At 59.0% G+C, this 20,207-nt stretch carries 12 protein-coding genes and 4 pseudogenes; 7 read left to right on the plus strand and 9 right to left on the minus strand.

The window, feature by feature from the left end; genetic code table 11:
• Nucleotides 1-480: 480 nt before the first annotated feature.
• Nucleotides 481-714, minus strand: coding sequence for a hypothetical protein (locus tag I6F16_RS33930; RefSeq protein ID WP_225174331.1), 234 nt, complete (start codon nt 712-714; stop codon nt 481-483).
• A 1,511-nt stretch (nt 715-2,225) separates the two neighbouring features.
• On the opposite strand from I6F16_RS33930, the gene I6F16_RS33935 reads away from it, so the two are divergent.
• On the plus strand, nt 2,226-2,459 hold the full coding sequence (locus I6F16_RS33935) for a hypothetical protein (protein WP_225174332.1): 234 nt from the start codon (nt 2,226-2,228) through the stop codon (nt 2,457-2,459).
• Between the two features lie 2,473 nt (nt 2,460-4,932).
• Here the strand turns inward: I6F16_RS33935 and I6F16_RS33940 are convergent.
• On the minus strand, nt 4,933-5,139 hold the full coding sequence (locus I6F16_RS33940; RefSeq protein WP_338129115.1) for a cold-shock protein: 207 nt from the start codon (nt 5,137-5,139) through the stop codon (nt 4,933-4,935).
• 759 nt (nt 5,140-5,898) lie between these two features.
• Complete coding sequence (locus tag I6F16_RS33945; RefSeq protein WP_271595994.1) at nt 5,899-6,099, minus strand: helix-turn-helix transcriptional regulator; 201 nt, start codon at nt 6,097-6,099, stop codon at nt 5,899-5,901.
• Nucleotides 6,100-6,733: 634 nt separating this feature from the next.
• Here I6F16_RS33945 and I6F16_RS33950 point away from each other — a divergent pair.
• A pseudogene (locus I6F16_RS33950) lies at nt 6,734-7,130 on the plus strand (isocitrate lyase/phosphoenolpyruvate mutase family protein); the annotation flags it as partial.
• Here the strand turns inward: I6F16_RS33950 and I6F16_RS33955 are convergent.
• Nucleotides 7,130-7,785: pseudogene (locus tag I6F16_RS33955) on the minus strand (Wadjet anti-phage system protein JetA family protein). The pseudogenes I6F16_RS33950 and I6F16_RS33955 sit on opposite strands and share 1 nt — an antisense overlap.
• A gap of 368 nt (nt 7,786-8,153) precedes the next feature.
• Here I6F16_RS33955 and I6F16_RS33960 point away from each other — a divergent pair.
• The 3 genes and pseudogenes from I6F16_RS33960 to I6F16_RS33970 all read left to right on the plus strand — a co-directional run.
• Nucleotides 8,154-8,954 (plus strand): annotated as a pseudogene (locus I6F16_RS33960) (GSU2403 family nucleotidyltransferase fold protein); the annotation flags it as partial.
• A gap of 385 nt (nt 8,955-9,339) precedes the next feature.
• Nucleotides 9,340-9,717 carry a hypothetical protein gene (locus I6F16_RS33965; RefSeq protein WP_225174334.1) on the plus strand — a complete coding sequence of 126 codons (378 nt, stop codon included), beginning with the start codon at nt 9,340-9,342 and terminating at the stop codon, nt 9,715-9,717.
• Nucleotides 9,718-10,456: 739 nt separating this feature from the next.
• On the plus strand, nt 10,457-12,649 hold the full coding sequence (locus I6F16_RS33970) for a hypothetical protein (protein ID WP_225174335.1): 2,193 nt from the start codon (nt 10,457-10,459) through the stop codon (nt 12,647-12,649).
• A gap of 64 nt (nt 12,650-12,713) precedes the next feature.
• On the opposite strand, the gene I6F16_RS33975 is transcribed toward I6F16_RS33970, so the two are convergent.
• From I6F16_RS33975 to I6F16_RS33990, 4 genes and pseudogenes are all read right to left on the minus strand, one after another.
• Complete coding sequence (locus I6F16_RS33975) at nt 12,714-12,911, minus strand: hypothetical protein (RefSeq protein ID WP_225174336.1); 198 nt, start codon at nt 12,909-12,911, stop codon at nt 12,714-12,716.
• Nucleotides 12,905-14,076 (minus strand): annotated as a pseudogene (locus I6F16_RS33980) (IS701 family transposase). The gene I6F16_RS33975 and the pseudogene I6F16_RS33980 overlap by 7 nt, the downstream one beginning before the upstream one ends.
• Nucleotides 14,077-14,121: 45 nt before the next feature.
• Nucleotides 14,122-15,411 (minus strand): type II toxin-antitoxin system HipA family toxin, encoded by a 1,290-nt coding sequence (locus tag I6F16_RS33985; RefSeq protein WP_036043041.1) that lies wholly within the window; start codon nt 15,409-15,411, stop codon nt 14,122-14,124.
• Nucleotides 15,386-15,652, minus strand: coding sequence for a helix-turn-helix domain-containing protein (locus tag I6F16_RS33990; RefSeq protein ID WP_225174340.1), 267 nt, complete (start codon nt 15,650-15,652; stop codon nt 15,386-15,388). Before I6F16_RS33990 ends, I6F16_RS33985 begins: the two co-directional genes overlap by 26 nt.
• Nucleotides 15,653-16,451: 799 nt before the next feature.
• Between I6F16_RS33990 and I6F16_RS33995 the strand changes: the two genes are divergently transcribed.
• On the plus strand, nt 16,452-16,622 hold the full coding sequence (locus I6F16_RS33995; RefSeq protein ID WP_225174337.1) for a hypothetical protein: 171 nt from the start codon (nt 16,452-16,454) through the stop codon (nt 16,620-16,622).
• Between the two features lie 134 nt (nt 16,623-16,756).
• Here the strand turns inward: I6F16_RS33995 and I6F16_RS34000 are convergent, their stop codons facing one another.
• Nucleotides 16,757-18,883 (minus strand): prolyl oligopeptidase family serine peptidase, encoded by a 2,127-nt coding sequence (locus I6F16_RS34000; RefSeq protein WP_225174338.1) that lies wholly within the window; start codon nt 18,881-18,883, stop codon nt 16,757-16,759.
• A gap of 291 nt (nt 18,884-19,174) precedes the next feature.
• Here I6F16_RS34000 and I6F16_RS34005 point away from each other — a divergent pair, with 291 nt between their 5' ends.
• Nucleotides 19,175-19,321 carry a hypothetical protein gene (locus tag I6F16_RS34005; RefSeq protein WP_162131264.1) on the plus strand — a complete coding sequence of 49 codons (147 nt, stop codon included), beginning with the start codon at nt 19,175-19,177 and terminating at the stop codon, nt 19,319-19,321.
• Nucleotides 19,322-20,207 lie beyond the last annotated feature (886 nt).

The following is a 20,207-nucleotide window of genomic DNA, read 5'->3' on the forward strand; positions in this document are numbered from 1 at the left end:
GTACCGATGGCGGAGGGGCAGCACTGGATAGTCGAAATTGTGCGAGTGCACGCCCGCCTCCCGTGCAGGATCAATGGGTGTATCCGTATTCGGACAAGCTTTCGAAAAGCTGACGAGGTTACGGCCGGGAAGATGGATAAAACGACCGAACTGTCCCTGAGTAAGGGGGACAGCTCTTGACGTTCAATCCAGACATCTGCGTGAGCCGCCCTCCAGACAGGAGGCTCTAGTCAACACCGCAGGGAGACGTCCCGCATGTGGTGTTACTCCGCGCCCCATCCGCCGGCCCAACGCACCGCGATCACCAAAACGCCAGGCATAACGGCAGGCCGCCAGTTCGCCCGCCCCGGTCCGTAAAATGATGCCTCGCAAGCCGGTCGGTATTCTCGCCGTTAACGTGGGTTACGGCAGCTTTCAATGGTCTCATGATCGCCTGGAAAACGCCACGGCAGCTTCCTGGTCAACAGGATCATCGATGCTTCACGGTTCGCGCGGTAGCGCGTCACGTATTGAATTGTTTGCCGCAGAGTTGCAGTGGCGTTCATCGATCGGCAATGAGATCGCTCGACGCTCAAGCCTCCGCTCCAAATCCGCCAATCCTGCCTTACATTCGGCGACGACCGATTGGGCACGAAGCAGCTTGACCGTGAGCTCGTCCTTCTGCCTGACCATTTTCTCAGGATCCCAATCGTCCTGCAACAGCTCATTGACCATGTGTGACCACCGATGCAGGGCCGGCGCTTAGCTCCAAGAACCCAGGCTTGGCATCTCGCCGATAGCGGCGCTTGAGCCACGGGTTAAAGGTGGCGCAAACGATCGTCCAGAAGCGTACCGTCTTAACCCCGGTGTGCGCCATCTTGTTGAGGACCGCCATTGGTCGCGAGCCCGTTGCAGGACAGCCGTATTCTGGCCGGCAAAGCAAACGGCAATCCGAACGTAGCAGAGTTCGCGTTGCTGGCACGCGCTTTGGAAAGTGCATCAGGAGACGTCTGCCATCGATGAAGTGGGCAGTTTCATTTGAATACCTGGATCGGGTGCTGAAGGAATATCACGGCCAAATTGGTGCCGTCACACATTCAAGCAACCGACGTGCCAATGCCCTCGAGCACTTTATAGACAGAATCATGTAGGTTGTTTCGCGCCATCTGGCTGCCGGCGACCCTACTTGTCGCGACTGAAACAACCGATGTCTTGAGCAAGGGAGCGAAAGCCGCAACCACGAGCCTTTAGCAGCGCTCGCTCCGGCAGCCGATGTCGGCCAGAGTGCTCCCACCATTTTTGCGCAGGACGTTGTGGCGTGAGCCACAGTGGCGAGCGTTAACGCCAGAGTGACGGTGCTGTGCGGCTGATCGGCAGTCGATCCCCAATGCAGAAGAGCGTTGGAGGCTCCTCGCAATCTGATGCCACGGCTGTTCACGATACTGATCTCACGCTTGAATTCCGAAGCCGCGTTTGGCCCAGCCTGGTCGAAGATCAGTTCGTGGCCCGCTTGCATCCTACGTCGCGATGCTACGCAACTGCGCCGCTCGGACCGGACTGTCTCACCTTCAGTCAGCATGGGCATCTTGGATGGCGTGGGAGATTGAACGGTCGAGCCTACAGTGAGACAAGCACTCGCGTCCGAATATGCCAAGCTCAAGCCGATCTGGAGCCCGGACAATGTTCGAATGTCAACAGCGTTTCGGTTTCACTCTTCATCGCGCGTTCTCGCTTGCTTGCCCGATGAGAGGCTCAAGACCTCCGAAATCTCCCGCAGTTGATACTCGCGAGCACGGTGGAGCTGCTCATTGCGGGAGCGAGACCGCCGTCCGAAGATCCATGTCTCGCGGAATAAGTCGCGCACGCCAACCGTCCGTCAAAGAACAGATCGCGATTTTTGTCCCCGAGTTCTTCACTGACGAAGAACTAAGGGAGCCAATTGTAGCCGACAGCGAACCCGGTAGCGGAATCCATAATCCTTTATCCGCGGCTTAGCTCGAATGGAAAAAACGAGCGGGAGAGTTGGTGGGATCAGCAGCCGAGGAAAACCGACGAGAGAGCAATCGCACGATGATCACTGGGGCAAGACCGCCCGTCGTGGCTGCCTGCCGTTCTTCCATGGGACGATCAGCAAGCGAGAATAACGCACGCGTTCGCGGTCCATTGGGAAATGGCCTACTTAAGCTGGGAGTGTCGCGTCTTTCTGACGAACTGTATGATTTTAGAAGTTAACCGGAGTCAGCCAGATGGCACCTCGCCAGATCACGCGCATCACAAAGCATCGCGAAGACAGCCATCGGCGTATTCAAGTCAGCGGCGCGCCGCTTCCCCTGAATAGGCGCAATCTCGCGCACGTATTGAGCTATGGTGACTGCCTTGTTTTCTACAAAGGAAGCGCCGCTGAGATCATGGCCCTCAAGATGGGCGTTTCGGTGCTGTCACGCCAACCGCTGACCTGCCCTACTCTCCGAACTAACTGAACCTTAAGCTTGCAGAGTGATCCGCTCAAAAACGGGCGGCCCTGAGAGCGGGCGGCGAGTTAGGCCACGCAGCCGTATAGCTTTCGAGCAGTCCGCACCCGTTTGTTCCGGCGGCATTCGCACACAATCAACACCCACAACAGCACGACCGCTTGGGGGTCCGTCAGCCCAATCCGGACCGCACAGAAATTCAACGAGAAGGAGCGGCATGGTAACAACCCTTTCTCCATCGGGCTCATTCACCAAGATACTCAGCCACGCCGGGCTCAAGCGCCCACAGGCAAGCGACCGTGATTGCGGTGAAAACGAGTACAGCGCCAATTGCTAGCACAATTTCCATCGTCGGCTTCCTTCCATTGCGCGGACCACCCACCAGACGTTGTATGTGAAGGAATTCCTCCGCCAATCGACTATCTGGACACCATTGTCCGTTACTCTCACGGAGAAGGGGGTTGAGGTGCAATAATCAAGGCCGCTGTAGACTCCTGGGCACTTGGGCCTCAGTAGCCAATGCGACTCCGCACCGAAGTGATATATGCTCGGTAGCGTACCGGCGATGTGGCATTCACTTTCGAAGTCGTAACCGTTTGTTATGCTCCTCCCGGTTACGCGGACTCTGATTCTGTTGTACCTGCGGCCTTCATGTTCGTATACGCTGAGGACTTCGCGACCGAGCGCATGAGCGAACGCGATAGCCGCTGAAGCCGCTCGAATACGTTGCTCCATGTTGCCTCGCGAGCAGTAACGGGGCGGACCCGAAATAGCCTTGAAACATCTCAGGCCCGCCCCAGCATCACAGTCCCTGCAAGACCGGTGACGCTCACCGCACCCAAGCAAGCACCGTGCCTTTCTTCCAAAACGCTGCTGTACCTCGGTTGGGCTGTGTATACTTGTGAAGTGTGGCCTATCTTGTTCTGCCTCCATGTCCATCAGGACGCAAAATGTTTGCAACCCGACATTCGCGGACCAACGTTGAACTCAAGTGCAGGTAAGCTCGCAATCGCACAGGAAGGGCGATCGCATCGCTCCGGAAGTACCGCTGACGCTTGCAGTCTACAACCCTGCCGATCCCAAGCAGCGATGGGAATTACTATTCTGAGTATCGCGGACAGTAAGCTGTGCATCGACAACAAAAGCCGCGTTGCGAAAGATGGCAATCCTACTTGGCTCTACCAATTCCAGGGGGGCAGTTGCTCAGCAGTGGAATTTTGTACTCCTAATGGACCTTTAGCGTGCAGAGTGACTGCCTCAAGGGGCGCGACGTCGCGGCGCGCATAGGCCGAACTCCGCTGATTACTTGCAAGCTAGCGTATGGTACGATCATGCTGCAGGCGCAAATCCGAGTCGTAACGCAAAGCACGAAAATGAGTTCATGGGCGCCTTAGCCGCCCCCATCATTCTCGATGTCTCTCCGCCCTCCTTGACGCTTGCGTTATCGATCGGCTCCTTCAATCAAGCAGCATGTTCTTGACCCAAATCATTGACGTTTCATTTTCCCAACGGGAGTACCGAGAGCGGAAAAGCCGCGGCGGCGTGCTTCAGCAACTTTCTAGTCAGGATAGTGACTCAGCCGGATTTGGTGCGGTTGTTTGAGAACGATCCAGGTCTTTCGACTCTTGCGGACGCGCAAGCCAAAGGCCGGCGTCTTCCGGTCCATATACAGACCGGGCTTCAGTGACTGAACGGTGAGATCTGTGAGTCCAAGAATGGCACGATCTGGCACGCCTCTCACGTGGATTGAGGCGGATAACCATGCCGAAGTATATGTGGGTCGAATTCGCGTAAATCACTTCATGAAACGGGGTTTACGGGCACTCTGTGGAATGGTGGAGTGCCTTCACAAAACATTGGTAAGCTGGCGGGCAGTTGTCCTGAACAATTACGTTTAGGATTATGGTAGCCCGTGACCGGCAAGACCGAATGCGGCAACCGGCGCATCGTCTTATTTTGTAGCCAGCGGCAAAGCCCGTCAGCTTCTCGCAAAGTCTCCGGTGTAGCGGTGCTGTCCTTGACAGAAGGAGCAGAGCGTGGACAATCCTCCGCGTCGAGCCCGACGGCTTTGATGGAGGTCCAGGACGAGTTCGTGCCTCAGGCGGCGCATGCCAGGCAATAAGTTCCGGACCATCTTCAGCAGGCAGTTCAGGCAGAGCAGACGCGCCAGACTCTGCGCCGGCGCTATGCTGACGCGCCTTTCTAGCTCGGCTCTCGTGATGAAGCATTTACCGCACTCGAACCACAATCACTACCAGCCCGCACCGAGAACTATTTGTCGCGGGACTGACGGCTCTGCGCCAACAGCGCTTCACCGGTGTCGCAATCCAAAATGCCTGGACGGCGCACGCCTCGGCTATGTTGCTTCAGCTGAGAAGGGGAGCTGGTCACGTCAACAAGACCTCACCATTACCTGACAACTATCCGCATCAACCCGAGACAGAGACCCCGCTCTCGTCCAAGACGTCATCCGGCTTTCGGATCAGCCAACCCGGAGATCTTCAGCTGAGATCTTGCCCGTACGCCCGGCCTTGGGCTGATAACTTACGCGGGCCCCCTCTTCGAGAGTGGTGTAACCGGCCTTTTCCACGGCACTGACGTGCACGAAGACATCGGGGCTTCCATCCTCGGGCCTGATGAATCCATAACCCTTGGTCGGATTGAACCACTTCACAATACCCATTGCCACGTCGGCACCTCCATAGTGAACCGTTGTGATCTAGCGAAGAGTCTTCCGGCCATCAAGAGCAGCCGCAAAAAACATCGCGGCATGGATGCGAAGGTCTCGTCTCATCTTTCTGTCGGATCGCCTAGCTGTCGCCCAATATGCAAACGATAGAAAGCCCCTGACGCGACCGCACTTCGCTTCGATGCCTGTGGATCCGGATGACGATTTGACCTTCGCTTCAGTTGCCGCGGCGAACGGTTCACAAGAGAGTTGCACGCATCGAACACGCCCCAATAATCAAAAAACACGACGTCTGCATTGATGGTCCGCGAAGTATCGGTCACTAAGCCAGCAACGTTTCGTGAGAATCACCCGAACTGGTTGAGCGCGCAGAGTCATAGTTCGTGCAACGTCTACCAGCAACGTGTTTTGGAAATGCGTCTGCCTACCATCATTGCCGACTTAAGGTCCGGCCCGCGCCGTCCGAGCCGCGTTTGGGTGATCACAGTTTCAGCACGCCAGCCGCTATGATCCACCACACTTTAGCTTGCGACACGTATACGCCGCTAGGCTGGCAAACGGAGGACGGACATTGGGACCCCACCGAGCGCCCAGTTTCAAGAGTGTGATGCGCGTGCGCCGTTAGCTTGATTACCTTGTCCGCGTTGCGCCTCACCGTAACAATCAGCGATGACATGGAAGCACGCACTGTTCATAGTATCAGCACCTCTATCATCGCTGTCTGCTTGTATTTCGCCACAGCGCCACCGAAACCGCGGCTTAAAGAAGACCCAAACGCCGCGCCTTGACGACGCACTGCGTCCGGCTGGTGGTTTCCAACTTTCGCATCGCATTCTTGACATGAAAGTTGACGGTGTTCTCGCTCACGTTCAGGATGACTCCGATCTCCCAGGATGACTTCCCCTGCTCGATCCATCGCAAGCACTGTTTTTCTCGTTCCGACAGCACAACCTCTTGCACATCCGCCAATGATTTTCTCCTGGATTCGAGAGAGAACAGGAATGGCATCAGCAAGGCCATACCACTCAGTGGCGCCCGCAAAGTATCGGCGGATCAGGACAAGTTCTTCGGCGATTGCCGTTCCATTCGCACGAGGCTGCCATCCTGCTGTAGCCCTATCGACGGGCTTTCGACATTGTCGCCAATCCGACGGCGGCATTACGACAACCGTGACTGTCGATATTTGCGTCTAAATCTATGTGAGCTCTAAATCTATGTGAGCCGGATATCACCCTTTCCCTAAGCACTCCTCCCCCGAAAGAGTGTGGGAATTCTCTCTCGGGACGTAGCACGGGCTCGCGAACCCAGGTCATTCATTTTGCATCCGAAGCCCTTCTTTCCAGCCTTAGGCGCGAGGCCAATCAACCCATAGCGAAAGCTCTACGTTCGGCGCCAATCCTATGGCGATCATGCAAGCCTTTGCGGTCCCAATAAACTACCAATGCTGGTCATTGAGCGGCATCACGCCGAAAAAAAATGAGCAGCGACGTTGGTGGCAATCTAGGTCGGCTTACAGGATTTAGACATGCAGCATCAAGCACGAGCCGTTCGGTCCACCGCAGGTCAATAACGCGTGCGGCCCTCGCCTGTCGAAATGCTTAGTGCCCAGGTCTGCTCGAATGATGAGCTCTCGTTTTTGATCGAAGCCCATGATGGCTTTTCCGACACAATCGCCCAGCGCTCAGGATTTAAGGGGCTCTGGGCGTCTGGTCTGTCGATTGCCAGCTCGCTGAGCTATGGTGATGCCAATGAAGCTTCATGGAGCCAGCTCGTCCAGAGCGTCGAACGCATGGTGGACTCGACAGAGCTAGCTGTGCTCGTCGACGGGGATGGCAGCTTCGGCAGTTTCGACAATGCTCGCCTCCTCGCACGCAAACTTCGTCAGGCTGGCGCGGCGCGCGTCTCGCTTGAGGACAGCTGCTTCCCGGCCTCCGCTCGCCGATATTGATGAATTCTGTGGTCGTCTGCAGGCTGTAAAGGATGCAGTCGCCTAGAATCTTGTTCTCGTGGCCAGGATCGCGGCGCTGTTTGCCGGGCACGGATTGAACGAAGTTAAGCTCCATTCGATTGTCGGCTTGTGGTGCCTGCCGTCCCGCAGTAGGGCATCCAGGCGTCGCACCAGGTCCGCCGCCCGGCCGACGAGTCCCTGCCCGCCCCGGTCGGCGTAATTAATGGTGTTGCGGACCCGGGCTTCGAGCTGCCTGCGGAAGGCCTCGATCCTGTCGAACATCTGCCCGATCTGATCGAAGATGCTCTCGATGGCCAGCAGGTCGTCGGCAGCGGCCATTCGACCGTCCTCGAGGTCGGCTGCCATGCTGGAAGCTGTGTACTCCTCGGCGAGGACCTGCATGGTTTCCGGGGTGTAGGAGATCCTCCGCGCGCGATCGACAATGGCGCTGCGGAAGCGGTACGGATGGTTACCGGTGAGGATGGACTCGAACTCCTTCAGCAGGAGTCGACGAACTCCTCGAAAAAGGCTTCCAGCCGGGTAGCGACTGTTTTCGACTCCATGACGGTCCGTCGGACGCACTTCAGATCGGCCAGAATGGTCCGCAAGCTCTTAGTGAACTGGTCGGCCTGATTGCGCGCCTCGCAAACGGCGATTGCGGCTTCGCGCTGCTTGCGGTCGATGATCTCGGGCCTCAGTTTTTCAACGGCCTCCGTTGAGGCGGATTTGCACGATCAAGCCGCCGAATCGCTGCGAGAGATCCTTATTGAGGCTGGCGAGCCGCTCCGGAAAACCGGACCTTTCTCAAAAAAGGAGCGAGCCAACCGCGAATACTGTTACTAGAAGACCTACGCGCCCTCGGTGGCGAGGGACCGGCGAAGACGACCCTCAAATATGTCGGTCCGATCGATGATCCCGAGATTGCCAAACACGCGGAAGCTTTCCAGCGCACCATGATTGGCTATAGCGCGCGACGCGAGCTAGCAGCGGAGTTGAGGCGGGCCAGCTACCCTGCCCCTCCCCAAATGGAAGGTCTCGTCGTCAACGAACTCGCGCGCGCGGGACTTTTCGGCTTCGCGCCACGACCGTCGGTTCGATGGCCTATCGGACATACAGCGGCCTAGTCGGCCTCAAGCTGCCCGACGAGCTCGTGACGACCGAGGATATGGACATCGCGAAATTCTACGGCATCTCGATCTGGATCGATGAAAGCATGCCCGACATCGAAGAGATCCTGAAAAAGGTGGATCCGACATGTGCGCCCTCATTCTCGCCCGATGAAACCAAGCTGTTCAGCGGTTTTGCCAATGCCACCGGCTTCAAGGTCGAATTCCTTACACCAAACCGTGGCGACGAGGACTACTCCTCCAGGCTGACGCAGATGCCTTCATTGTGGCAGTCTGTAGGGGCGCAGGTTTTGCGGTTCCTAGACTACCTGATCCATGAGCCCATCCGCTCTGTTGTCTTGCATGACGCCGGCGTGCCAGTCCTTGTACCGGCCCCGGAGCGCTACGCCGTCCACAAACTGATCATCGCGACCAAACGGAATGTGTTCTTTGCGGATAAGGCCAAAAAGGACATCAACCAGGCTGGCGCGCTCATTCAAGCATTCAATGCCGTCAAACGTAGTAGCGACCTAGGCTTTGCGTGGATGGAAGCGTGGGAACGCGGAGCCAGATGGCGACGACGGTTTGGTGTTGGCGCCCTGCGTCTTTCGGACGACACTTTCGAGATGCTCGCGAAGGGCGTAGCCGAAGCGGCTAAACTCGACGGCAAGCCGGCAGAGGAGTACGGGCTTACGGGAGGCAAGGAAGGTCTTCTGGCGCGCGTTTCAATTGCGAATCCGACGGCGTCGCCAACGCCGTGATGCCAATTCGACATGTCGACGAGGCTCTCTCGCCCATCATCGGCGACGGCCCCGGAAGCCTTGAGCGCAGATGTGCAGCCATGTTTGCCGGCGGTGAGTCGGCTCGGGTTTGTCGTGACATGCGTCTGTTCCTAGCATTACAGTTGCATTTTTCGTTTGAGGTGAGCGCGCCGCGTGTCAGCGGCCTGGTGAGCTCGCCGCCAGAGCGACCATGCGAGAACACGGTCGATTGAGATGCGCCGTTGAGCGAGCTTGATAGCGATGCGACGGTTTCCTGGGTCGACCAGCGACGCCGCGCACGATCGAAGATGCCCGGATCGAGGCAGTAATCGTCCGCACCCTTGAGACGAAACCGCCCAACACCACTCACTGGAGCTCGCGCAGCATGGCGATGGCCAGTGGACTGTTGGTCTCGACGGTACAGCGGATATGGCGCACCTTCGGCCTGCAGCCACATCGGTTGGAGACCTACAAGCTTTCAAACGATCCTGACTTCGTCGCCAAGGTTCGCGACGTCGTCGGCCTCTACGTAGTCCCGCCCGAGCGCGCCATCGTGCTGTGTGTCGGCGAAAAGCCGCAGATGTTGGCGCCGGATCGGAGCCACCCCTCGTTCCGCATGCGGCCTAGCGAGGTGGAACGCCGCAGTCACGACTACAAGCGCCATGGCACGACATCGCTATTTGCCGCTCTCGACATCGCAACCGGCCGGGTCATCGGCAAGTGTTACGGGCACCACGGGCCACAGAATTCCGCAAGTTTCTGATGAGATCGAAGCCGCCGTGGCGGATGATCTGGACGTTCGTCTCGTCAAGGACAATTAGGCAACCCATAAGACGCCGCTGATCCGTAACTGGCTGGCCAAAAGACCGCGTTGGCACGTCCATCTGACGCCAACCAGCTCATCCTGGCTCAATCAGGTCGAACGTTTCGTTGCCCTCATCACCGAGCGCAAAATCAGGCGCGGCATCTACCGCAGCGTGGCGGAGCTACGTACTGAGATCACGCCCTTCATCGAACAGCACAACGCCGACCCCAGCCCATTCCGATGGACCAAATCAGCTGACGACATTCTCAGCTCCATCGAACGCTTCTGTGTCAGCCAAGGCCTAAAAGGCCATGAACTTCTGGTTTAGGACACTAGATTATGCGCGATGTCCCGCGTACGGATTTTCGCCCGAAACGTCCGCGCCCCCATTGCTGCGCCGATCGCGGGCAATTTCCAGAGGAAAATGAACTCCCAATGCAACGCTGTCGAGTGGCAGTGTGCTGCCCCCAGCGCGCTCGCGAAAATTTCGCGGTTCAGGCTGCGGTCATGTACTGCAGGTGATGATCCCGCAGCTGAGGCGGTTATCCCGGCATCACTGTCTTCAGCAGCACAGCAGCTCCGATGGAAGTGGACCCGAGGCGACATGGGCTTGTGCATCGGGAAAAACGCTCTTGGTCAGCTACTCGTCAGCGAAGCGGTTTAGCCAGGAAGGCTACTCTTCTATCGGAGATAAAATATGACGGGCATCGGCCGAGCTGGCAAATCGTACGCTGGAGCTGCAGGAGCCGACAGCACTGGGGTATCGAGCAGTTCGAGCCTGGAGTTCGGCCTCGTCCCTGGGGAACGCAGTCAATCTTTCGAGGCCGTCGTGGAGCGGATGCGCTCCGGGCCTCAAGATAGAACCGCGCCGCTCGTGAACCGGCAACCAACTTCGGACGTGGCGGCGCCAACACGAGATGAGGTTAAGGCAGCAAAGCGAACGTTGGACAGCCTGCTTGAGGACCTTAATACTTGTCGTAGGGCAGCCACGAGCGGCCGGACCTTGTCCGAGAGGCAAGAGCTGATCGATCAAGTCGTCAAAGCAGGCTTAGCAGTTCTGGACTACTACGCTGCTCTGCCCCCAGGTTTGGCGCGGCGCATTCTGCCCGACGATCGGGCTCGCCAGCTCCGCGATGAGACGCTGGGCGCGGCCGACGAATGTAACGCCGTGGCTGCTGGGATTTTCGATGACCTGGAGAAGAGCAGACACAAAGCAGCACTCCTGCTCGGCAGGATCATCCGCACCGCTTCGCCTGACCAGCTGAACCGCGTGCTTTCAGGCGTGGAGCCCTACTATGAGCACTGCATGGAGTGGTGGAGAAAGAGGGCATTGCGCTCGGAGCGGATGCAGTCCGTCTGCGCGGCTACTGCCGACCTACCAAGCAGCACGCCCGAGTTGCGGAAGTCCGAAGAGGCCGCGCTACGACTGCATACCGGCTATGCACTCAATACGAAGTACAAGTATCTGGAATCGCAGATCACTCTCGCGCAGCTCTCCCTAGCGAGCAGGTTGGGACCAGCCGTGCGAGACGCCCTTATCGATGGAGACGGGCGGGTGCGTCTGCTCGGGACCTTCATCGAGGATGTTGTTCCGGCATTCGCCTCGACGGCCGAGGCCGTGATGAACCACAACGGAGCGCCGCTTGACGCTGAGCACCGCGACGTTCTGGAAGGAGTCATGGAGCGGCTTTCGGAATTTGCGTCAGGAGTGAGCGGCATGGTTGCCAGCCTGACGGACGCCGGAGCGGGAGCCGATCTTCCGTTAGAATTGCTGGATCAGATAGTGGAAGGTGCGTGGCTTACAGCGGACGAAGTCATGCGGCTGCTGGCACTTCAGCCAAAGACGCCAGCCACGATTGAACCGCCGGCTTGGGCTGTGCTGCCGGAACATACTGCCGGGGTGGCCGAAGGCACTGCAGCGCGCAGGAAGGGCAAAGGCAGGCGCGCAGCGGCCGCAGGCGAGGGGAGTTCGACAGCTGGGGGCGCTGAGCCGCAGCTCGCCGGGTCCGACGCTGGCACGGGCTCAACACGCAAGGTTATCGTACTCTCGGATTTGGGTACAAAGAAACTCACGAGCGCGGAGGAGGCCCGCGCGCGGGCGTCATCGTCGGCGAGCGGAAACCTGACGATGTGGCAGGCTCCGCCGTCCAGAGAAGCGCTGACGGGACTGCTCAAGCGATTGGACGAACTTTTGCAGTTCGATCTGCCCGCGCAGCAAAGCGCCGTCTCGCAAGCGCGTCAGATGAAACCCGAGGACGCCGACCACGTCCTAAATATCGTCGTCGAGCGCCTCCACAGACAGGCCGCCGAGATCGAAGCCTGTGTAGCCGCGTTGGAGGAGCCTCGTCGAAGTGGCTTGCTCACGCCCGCGCAAGTGCCCGAAGTGCACGACAAGATAGTCCGGCTCAAGACGATGTATTCCGAGGTGCAGGGACAGGCAAACTCATTGAAGAGGCAAAGAGCCGCGATCATGATCGATTGCATGAAGAGCTACGGCTTTCCCTCGCAGAAATACCTTGAACGGTTGCGGGCGGCCGGGGAGTTGGAGCCTCCGGATCCACCGCGCGCGTTGAGCGGCGATCCGGGGACGCTGTTCGAGATTAAGCTGCGGCCCAAGGCACTGCGCAACGGTGCGGCGGCGAATCCGATGTGGGTGCACATCCATACGAAGCGGCCGGTATATGCGTGGCAGTTGGCGACGGCGGCTGACGCCGACTTCGCCGCTTGCCATGTGAAATCCAATGAACAGCGCGGCTACAATCGGCACTGGCAGAGCGCGCGAGCCGCGATGGGGCACGAAAACGTCGTGATCCACCGCGGCAAGCTCACGCCTGCATTCTGCAGGTCCTTGTTGAACAACGGAGTTGGCAACCTGTCTGACGTCGGATGATTTGAGACTGATTAGGCTTTTCACGAAGAGAGGCTCTGGGCGCATCTAAGTTAGCATTACAGGTTCATTTTTCGTCTGAGGTGAGCGCGGCAAGCGTCGGCCTGGTGAGCTCGCCGCCAGAGCGACCATGCGAGAACACGGTCGATCGAGATGCGCCGTTGAGCGAGCTTGATAGCGATGCGACGGATTCCTGGATCGACCAGCGGATCAGGAACGATGTTTGGTGCGCCGGCGTCGCGTTTTTTTGACGCTGGCTCAGCATTTGGCCCGATGACGGATGACGGCCATCATGGCGAAGGCCAGCATGACGAGTGAGACATGGCGATGCCATCCATGCCAGGAGCGGCTTCGTTGTGATCAAGGCCGAGCTCGTTCTTGGCGGTTTCGAAGCTGTCCTCGATGGGCCGCAATGGCCTTCTACCGACACCAGCTTCAGCATGGAGGTGCCCTTGGGGCACCAACTGGAGAACAAGACCAAGCTGCCGTCGGCGATGTTGCGGCGGATCAGAAGACCCCGCGTCCATTCCCCGGCAAGGTCGTCGTTGTATTCACTGACGTCGAGATCGGCCCAACTCGAGATAGGCCCAGTCGTGCCAGCGCGGACCTTTGGTCCCTCCGCCGGACGACAGGCGGCGCCAGGCCTTCTTGGGAAGGCTCTGCGCGATCGCGGAGGCGGTGCCGGCGACAGGCTGCGGCTTGCTCCAGGAACGGAACACGTGATTGGGAGCAACACCCAGAACATAGCCTTTGCCCGTCTCGCGCAGCAGGGTTTCGATCTCGCCCGTGCCATACACGCTGTCCGCCGCCACGAACGAGAACGGCGCCTTTGCGGCGATCGCACGAGCGATCATTCGACGCGCGATCTTGGGCTTGGTCGCAAAGCCCACATCGCTCGGTACATGCGGTGCCTTCAGGCGAGCGGGGGCGTCCGTCCATTCCTTCGGCAGGTAGAGCGTGCGATCGATGAAGGCATGGCCATGCCGCGACACATAGGAGGCGAACACTCCGATCTGGCAATTGGTGATCTTGCCCGCCGAGCCAGTGTACTGGCGTGCGACGCCGCGCCATGCCTTGCCCTGTTTTAAAAACCCGGTCTCATCGATAACCAGAACCGCGTCCTCATCGGCAAGCGTTCCAGCGCGTACTCACGCAACAATGTCGCGCAGCGCGTCGGCATCCAACTGCCCCCGACCCAGGGTCGCCTGCTGGCGCCACGGGCCTGGATCGCCGACCGCTTCAGCCCGCATCCAACCCGTCTTGCGCGGCTCGTTACCCAACAGTCGGTCGAGAAACCGCCACGCCGAGGCCGCCACCCGCTCCTGCGTAAACAGCGGACGGATGCGTTGCTTGGCATCTCGCAACGAGGAAGCCCACAGCGTCAGCGTATCTTGAACCGACGCACCACCAATCATCAGATCCCGAATCATGGTCACCCATGGATTCAGAACTCACCGAAAATAGCAACTGTAATGCTAGGGCGATAGGGCTGCTGCGCCTTTCGGCGCTGGCTCCGCTTGCTTCAGGCGCTCTAGGTAGCCGCGTGCGCGCGAAATCACCGCCTCGACGACCGTGTCCAGGACGGGATCGCCGCGGGCAGGCATGGCTTCGACCTCGGCCTTGGCCACCATTGCATGGTGCGTCACGGCCTGAGCAATCTCGGAGACGCGACGGATCGTCTGTGTTGGAGAGAGCTTGCAGTTGATGGCGAAGCGCTCCCAGTGGTTGCGTCCAAGCTGATCAGCCTGCTTCTGCCCGCCGATCTTCTGCGCCATGTTGCGTGTGATCTTCGGATATGGCGCCGCACAGACGATGTCGTAGCCTGGCGCCATGGCGGCGCCGCGCGCCGATAGCATCAGCGAGTAATTTTTGGCATGGGAATCCGTGTTCCACACCATTGGATTGAAGATGGCAAGGTCGACGAAGCGGGCGGTCTCCTGTGCTGTCATGTGGCGCTGGGTCACGCCGACCATGTCGGCCAATGAAGGTCCTTTTAGGCCTCTATCGTTGTTCTGGTACTTGGCAGCTGGCGGTCGGCCCAGGGCTTGGCAGAAGTCCTCCTGATGCAACCGCCGCCACCTCTTGCCGTCATGACGGCGGTCATAGCGCTCAACCAGCAGGTAGCTACGTTCGCCTGCCGTCCCGGTCGTCACCTTCGGCGTCGGGATTCCGATCATGCGCGCGAGCGTCAGGCAGAATGCCTCGTTCTGGACGGCGCCAGGTAAGCGCTCGCCATCGGGCTTGATGATGTGGGTCGATGGCGCGCCGTCGATCGGTATGTACAGGGTGTCGCCATCCAGAGCGACGGCGAGCTTCGTCTGCACACCGGCAAGCGACATCGACACGCCATCTTCGCCGACGAGGAAGGGCTTGTGGGGTAGCTCATTGAGGATGCGCTCGAGCGCGGCCTTGTCGGGGATCTCTCGCCATTTTCCGGCGATCAGCCCGGTGCCAGGCTGTCCGACGGAGAGCGCGCCGGCGGTGTCGCGGCCCATCTCGGCAAGAAGACCGATGACATCGGCCGGCGACTTGCCGAGCATATGACCTACGATCCCGAGAGTTGCGTTCTCCGGCAGCAGATTTGCCGCCCATGGCAGAATTGCCGAGGCATCGTGCGAGGCCCGCGAGAGCGGCATGGTGAGCGACACAGGGAAGGCGCCGGTCAGCCCGCGCCAGGATTCGGCATAGGTGAAGCCTGACGCTTCGTCGGCGGCCGTGATCCAGCCGACCTCTCGCGTCTCAAAGTAGACCGGAAGGCGGTCCATGAGGCTCCTCCTCATCGCTCTCGGGAATGTCCGGTGTCTCGGAAGTGTTCGCGCGGCGGGCTTGGGCATCCCTGAGAACATCCTCGATGCGCAGCCCGAGCACGTTTGCCACGTGCAGGCTGCGCCCGAGCTGACAGGTGCTTTTTCCGGCCTCGAGGTCGACGATGAAGCGCTTTCCTGTCCCGCTCACCATGGCCAGTTCGTCCTGCCGGAGACCCTGGCGTTTGCGTTCTGCCTGGATGAGGCGACCGAATGCTGCAGCGAACTCGGCGGCTTGGCGCGCGACACCGGTCTCGCCAGGAGCCTCGTTTCCGCCTGAGGGGGGAGTGCCCTTTGGAGGCGTGTTCATAGCTCTCTCGTCGTAAAGTTACCGAACGGGAACTTTAGGAGCGGAAACCGCGGATGTCCAGAGAAAAGTTACCGAGCGGGAATTTTTAGCGCGGTTCCAAACTGAGAGCAGAAAGTTACCGAACGGGAACTTTAACCCCAAGCCGGGGTGGGGCGACCCAGAAAGTTACCGAGCGGGAATTCTGCTGCCAATACCAACTCGGTTCTTTGGAAATCGATGACGACCCGAGGGAATCCCCGCTCATCCCCTCGAGCGAAACATGGTCCTTGGCGTCCACTCGATGTGGCGACCTCCTCACGTTCGGCGAATGAGGTAGCGTCCTTATAGACGTTTTGACGATCGCGATAAATGTGTCGGGGTCATACCGCCCGCTCGTGCAGTTGGCAGACAATATTGTGCAACCCTGCGCGAACTCTTTCTCACCGCGGAAAGACAATCATTCCAGACCCATCAACAATCGCTGTCGATTTGGATCTATGCTGCGTGAGAACGATAGCACTTTACCTGAGTTAAGTGCCGCGCGCGCTTCGCAGCCGGGGTGGCAGCCAAGGCGACTGCTGCGTCACGCTGTGCGTCGATTGGATCTGCCGTTCCTGCGTCGCCGTGGCCTCTGACGGCGACTGCGCGGAGGAATAAGCAATTGGTCGCATCCCTGACCGCTTGCGTAGCGACTTCGCCGTACGAGAAATAGATGGTTGATCAGGGCATGTCACGTAGCTCAATGCAGGCATGGCGCGGATTGACAATCCTCAAGGAAGCCCATCTAGCAACTTACTTCCAGCTCGTCATGTTGTGCTTGGGACGCCAGGAAATCCGCTCGACAGCGGTGGAGGCTGTTCAGACCGGTAATTTGCGCATCTGACGAGCTTCATCGAGTCCGCCCACCCTCATCAGCTCTCTCGCCTTTGCGTTCCATGAATTCAGCTGAGCAACGTGAGGAGTTGAGATAACCAATTGTCTCTAGTCTATCGGCTTCGATCAGCCCGTCCGCCGATCTTACTCAGAACAAAGCCGCCTCGATGCATAGGTGTATTCAAGGGCGAGTTGACGCGCATCTTCCATGAGATTGGCCGCGGCGCTATGTCCGCCGTCGATGTTCTCGTAATAGAAGTAAGGTTGGCCCAGCGCGGCGAGCTTCGCGGCAGCTTTGCGGCCGTGCGCTGGATGCGTGCGGTCGTCCTTGGTGGAGGTAAGAATTAAGGGAGCGGGATAGGTCTTGCCCGCCACCAGCTTCTGGTATGGCGAGTAGCCTTCGATCCACGCACGCTGCTCGGCAATGGCGGGGTCACCGTACTCGCCGATCCAGGAGGCGCCCGCGCCCAGCTTGGTGTATCGAAGCATATCGAATAGCGGCACCTCGATGATCGCCGCGTTGAAGAGCTCGGGACGCTGGGTGACCGCGGCGCCAACGAGCAGGCCGCCCTGGCTGCCGCCAATCGCGCCCAGCCGGCGTGGACTCGTGATCTTCCGACGGATCAGGTCCTCGGCAACGGCAATGAAATCATCCCATGTCGTCTGCTTCGTTGCCGCCTGGGCCGCTTGGTGCCATTGTGGACCAAACTCACCGCCCCCGCGCAGGTTCGCAACGACATAGGCATTGCCCTGTTCGAGCCATATCCGCCCCATCGATCCCAGATCAGAGGGCAGTTGCGACTCCTGGAAACCGCCATAGCCATGGAGGAGTGTCGGGATCGTGCCGTCAAACCTTGCGTTTTTGGGCCGCACCAGAAAATAGGGAACTGACGTGCCATCACGCGAAATGGCTTCGAGCTGCTCCACGACATGGTTCGACGCATCGAAGGCAGAGGGTGCCTTCTTCAATTCCTCCAAGCTTTTGCGTTCGGCATCAAAAGACCAAACTGAGGTTGGTCTGAGATAGCTCGAGACGGTGAATATGACCCGGTCGGCTTCATCGTAGGTGGCTGACAGGCTGACATTTGTATCTTCCGGCAGCGGGATCGGTGTCGCCGACCAAGCTCCCTGATCGTACTTGTAGAGGAAGGCTTTACTCTGACCGTTCTCAAGGATCGTCAGAATCAAAAAGTTTCTTGTGTGAGTGAACTCGCTCAGTGCCTGCCGGGGCCCAGGCTGAAAGACGAGCGATGGTCTGGCGTGCAAAGGATCCTGTTTCCATTCATCGAGGTCATACGAGATCATCGAGCCGGCCGTGAAGCGGATGCCCTCGGACGGTGTCCAGTCCTCATCAAGTTTCACAAGCAGGCGGCCGCAAGCGAGCGTGGCGATCTCGGCCTTCTTCGGCAGATTGAGCTTGACGGGCCCATCGGGGCGGAAGACCACATACTCGGACTCGAAAGAGCTGATTGCGCGGGCGGCGCCGGTCGCATGAATATGACCTTCGCTGTCACGAAGCACGAAGGGGGACGCCCCAACGTCGGTGGGCTCGCCCCGAAAGATCTCGCGAGCCTCACTGAGCGGCTGAGCACGTTTGAGCTCCTTCACCACAAAAGCGTAGCCGGCTTGCGTCAAAGTCCCCTCGCCCCAGTCCCGTGCAACAAGGAGGGTGTCACCATCGACCCAGCTGACGTCCTGCTTGCCCTCGGGGAGATGAAAGCCGTCCGCGACGAAGGTCTTGGCGGCACGATCGAACTCTCGTATGGACACGGCATCCTTTCCGCCATCGGAAAGACTAATCAGGCAACGGCGCCCTTCAGGCGGAAGGCAGCTGTGACCTTGAAAGACCCAATTTCTGTTTTCGGCGGCGGCCAAAGCGTCCACGTCGAGGATGGTTTCCCACTTTGGGTGTTGGCTACGATCGCTCTCACGCGTGGTGCGCCGCCAGACGCCGCGCACCTGATTCTCGTCTCGCCAGAACTGCTCCAAACCGCCCCCTTCGGATGGAACATCTGCGATCCGATCTTTAGCCTGCAGAATGAAGAGCGCCTGTTCGTAGAAGGGCCGATAGCGAGGATCTGACTGAAGCACCCCGAGCGTCTTCTCGTTCTCGCCGCGAGCCCAAGCCAACGCGCCTGGTCCTTCCATCTCCTCGAGCCAAAGGAATGGGTCGTCAGTCACCGCCGCATCCGTTCGCTCCTGCGAAAACGCCGTGGACGTAGCGCTAGCAATCGAAGGCAACACCGCGGACAAGAGTGGTGGCGTGTTCATGGACTTTTTCTCGATAAGATCGGCGGGTCACGCTGGCCGGCCCTGGCGCGTCAAGCAGACCCGGCGGAAACCGTGCAAGCGCAGGACATAGCGCGGCTTGCGCTATGTCATGCGCCGCTTACTGCAAGCTGCGTGCCGGCTAAGGAGTCGCAAGTTTCAGCGTTCGGGGGCTGCACGACCATGTTCCGTTGCCGCCATTGGTTGCCAAACGGACATCACAGCGTGTCGGCGGACAGCCTGTGAGACAGCGCCAGCATTTTCGATCTTCAGTGGCAAGACTGGGACGCAGCGATGCTGCTTACCTCCGCATCCGAGGTTTGCAAGCAGAGCGTTGCCTTAGTAGCCGGCGACGCGCAATGGGCCTCGACGCTGGAAAGGCTCGGGCGCCGTGGCGAGGTGACCGTTCTGATCGGCACAAATGGCGCGAGCGCGGAATGACGAGTCTATGGAGTAGTCAATCCTTTGGATGCAGAAGATCTTGCTCGCTCGACCCCACCGTATAGACGGGCATCATAGAGCTCCTGACGTGGTCCGCCCCTCGCGCATCATCGCGCATCCGAATACCAAGTAGAAACCTTAAGAGAAGCTTCCTTCAAGCTGTCCCGGCCCGCAACCTTGACCCTATCAGGTGCGGCCCTGCGCGCTTATACGACGCGCTTCCATCACATGCCCCTGTTCATACCGTGATGAGGATAATGTGGTCGGCTTGATACTCTGCCCGCGGCACAAACAATGCGGGCGGCTTCCCACTATGCGATACGAACGAAATTGCAACTCAAATGTTTGACCAGTTTGGCAGGAGCGTGCGTCGTTAATGGCTCCGCACCTGTCGTACCCACCTGGCGGAGAATGCATATGAGCTCTACATTGCGCAACGATTTGTAGCCGCGTTGCACGCCTCGCCTCCTCCTCAAGGCCCGTCGATACTGCAACTTTGCACATCATCGATGGCGCCCTGTGGTCGTGGTCCAACTCAGTCAGTTTGACTTCGGAGTCGCCTGCCTTTCCAAAAACATCCGGATCGCGGCTTCCGCCGCAAACATGTTTAGCTTATCTCGAATCCGCTACATCATCGGAAGAACCCAACATTCGCATTGGAGGTCAGCGAAGAGGTAGCATTGAGCTAGCTACGCTTCGTGAGGATTGCCCGCACTTGGTAGTGCGCAGAGCGCTAGAGTATGGGGCAACGTCTAACAGTGACCTTGCCCCCAGATTTTATCCAGTTCTGAGTTCGCTCAAGCCATTGGATTTGCCCAGTTGGGCGGTGGTAGCGACGGGAGCTGGCGCGGAGCCATCGGCATAGCGCAGCGCCAGATCCCGGCGC

The organism is Bradyrhizobium sp. IC4060 (assembly GCF_020193715.1).
Lineage (GTDB): Bacteria > Pseudomonadota > Alphaproteobacteria > Rhizobiales > Xanthobacteraceae > Bradyrhizobium > Bradyrhizobium yuanmingense.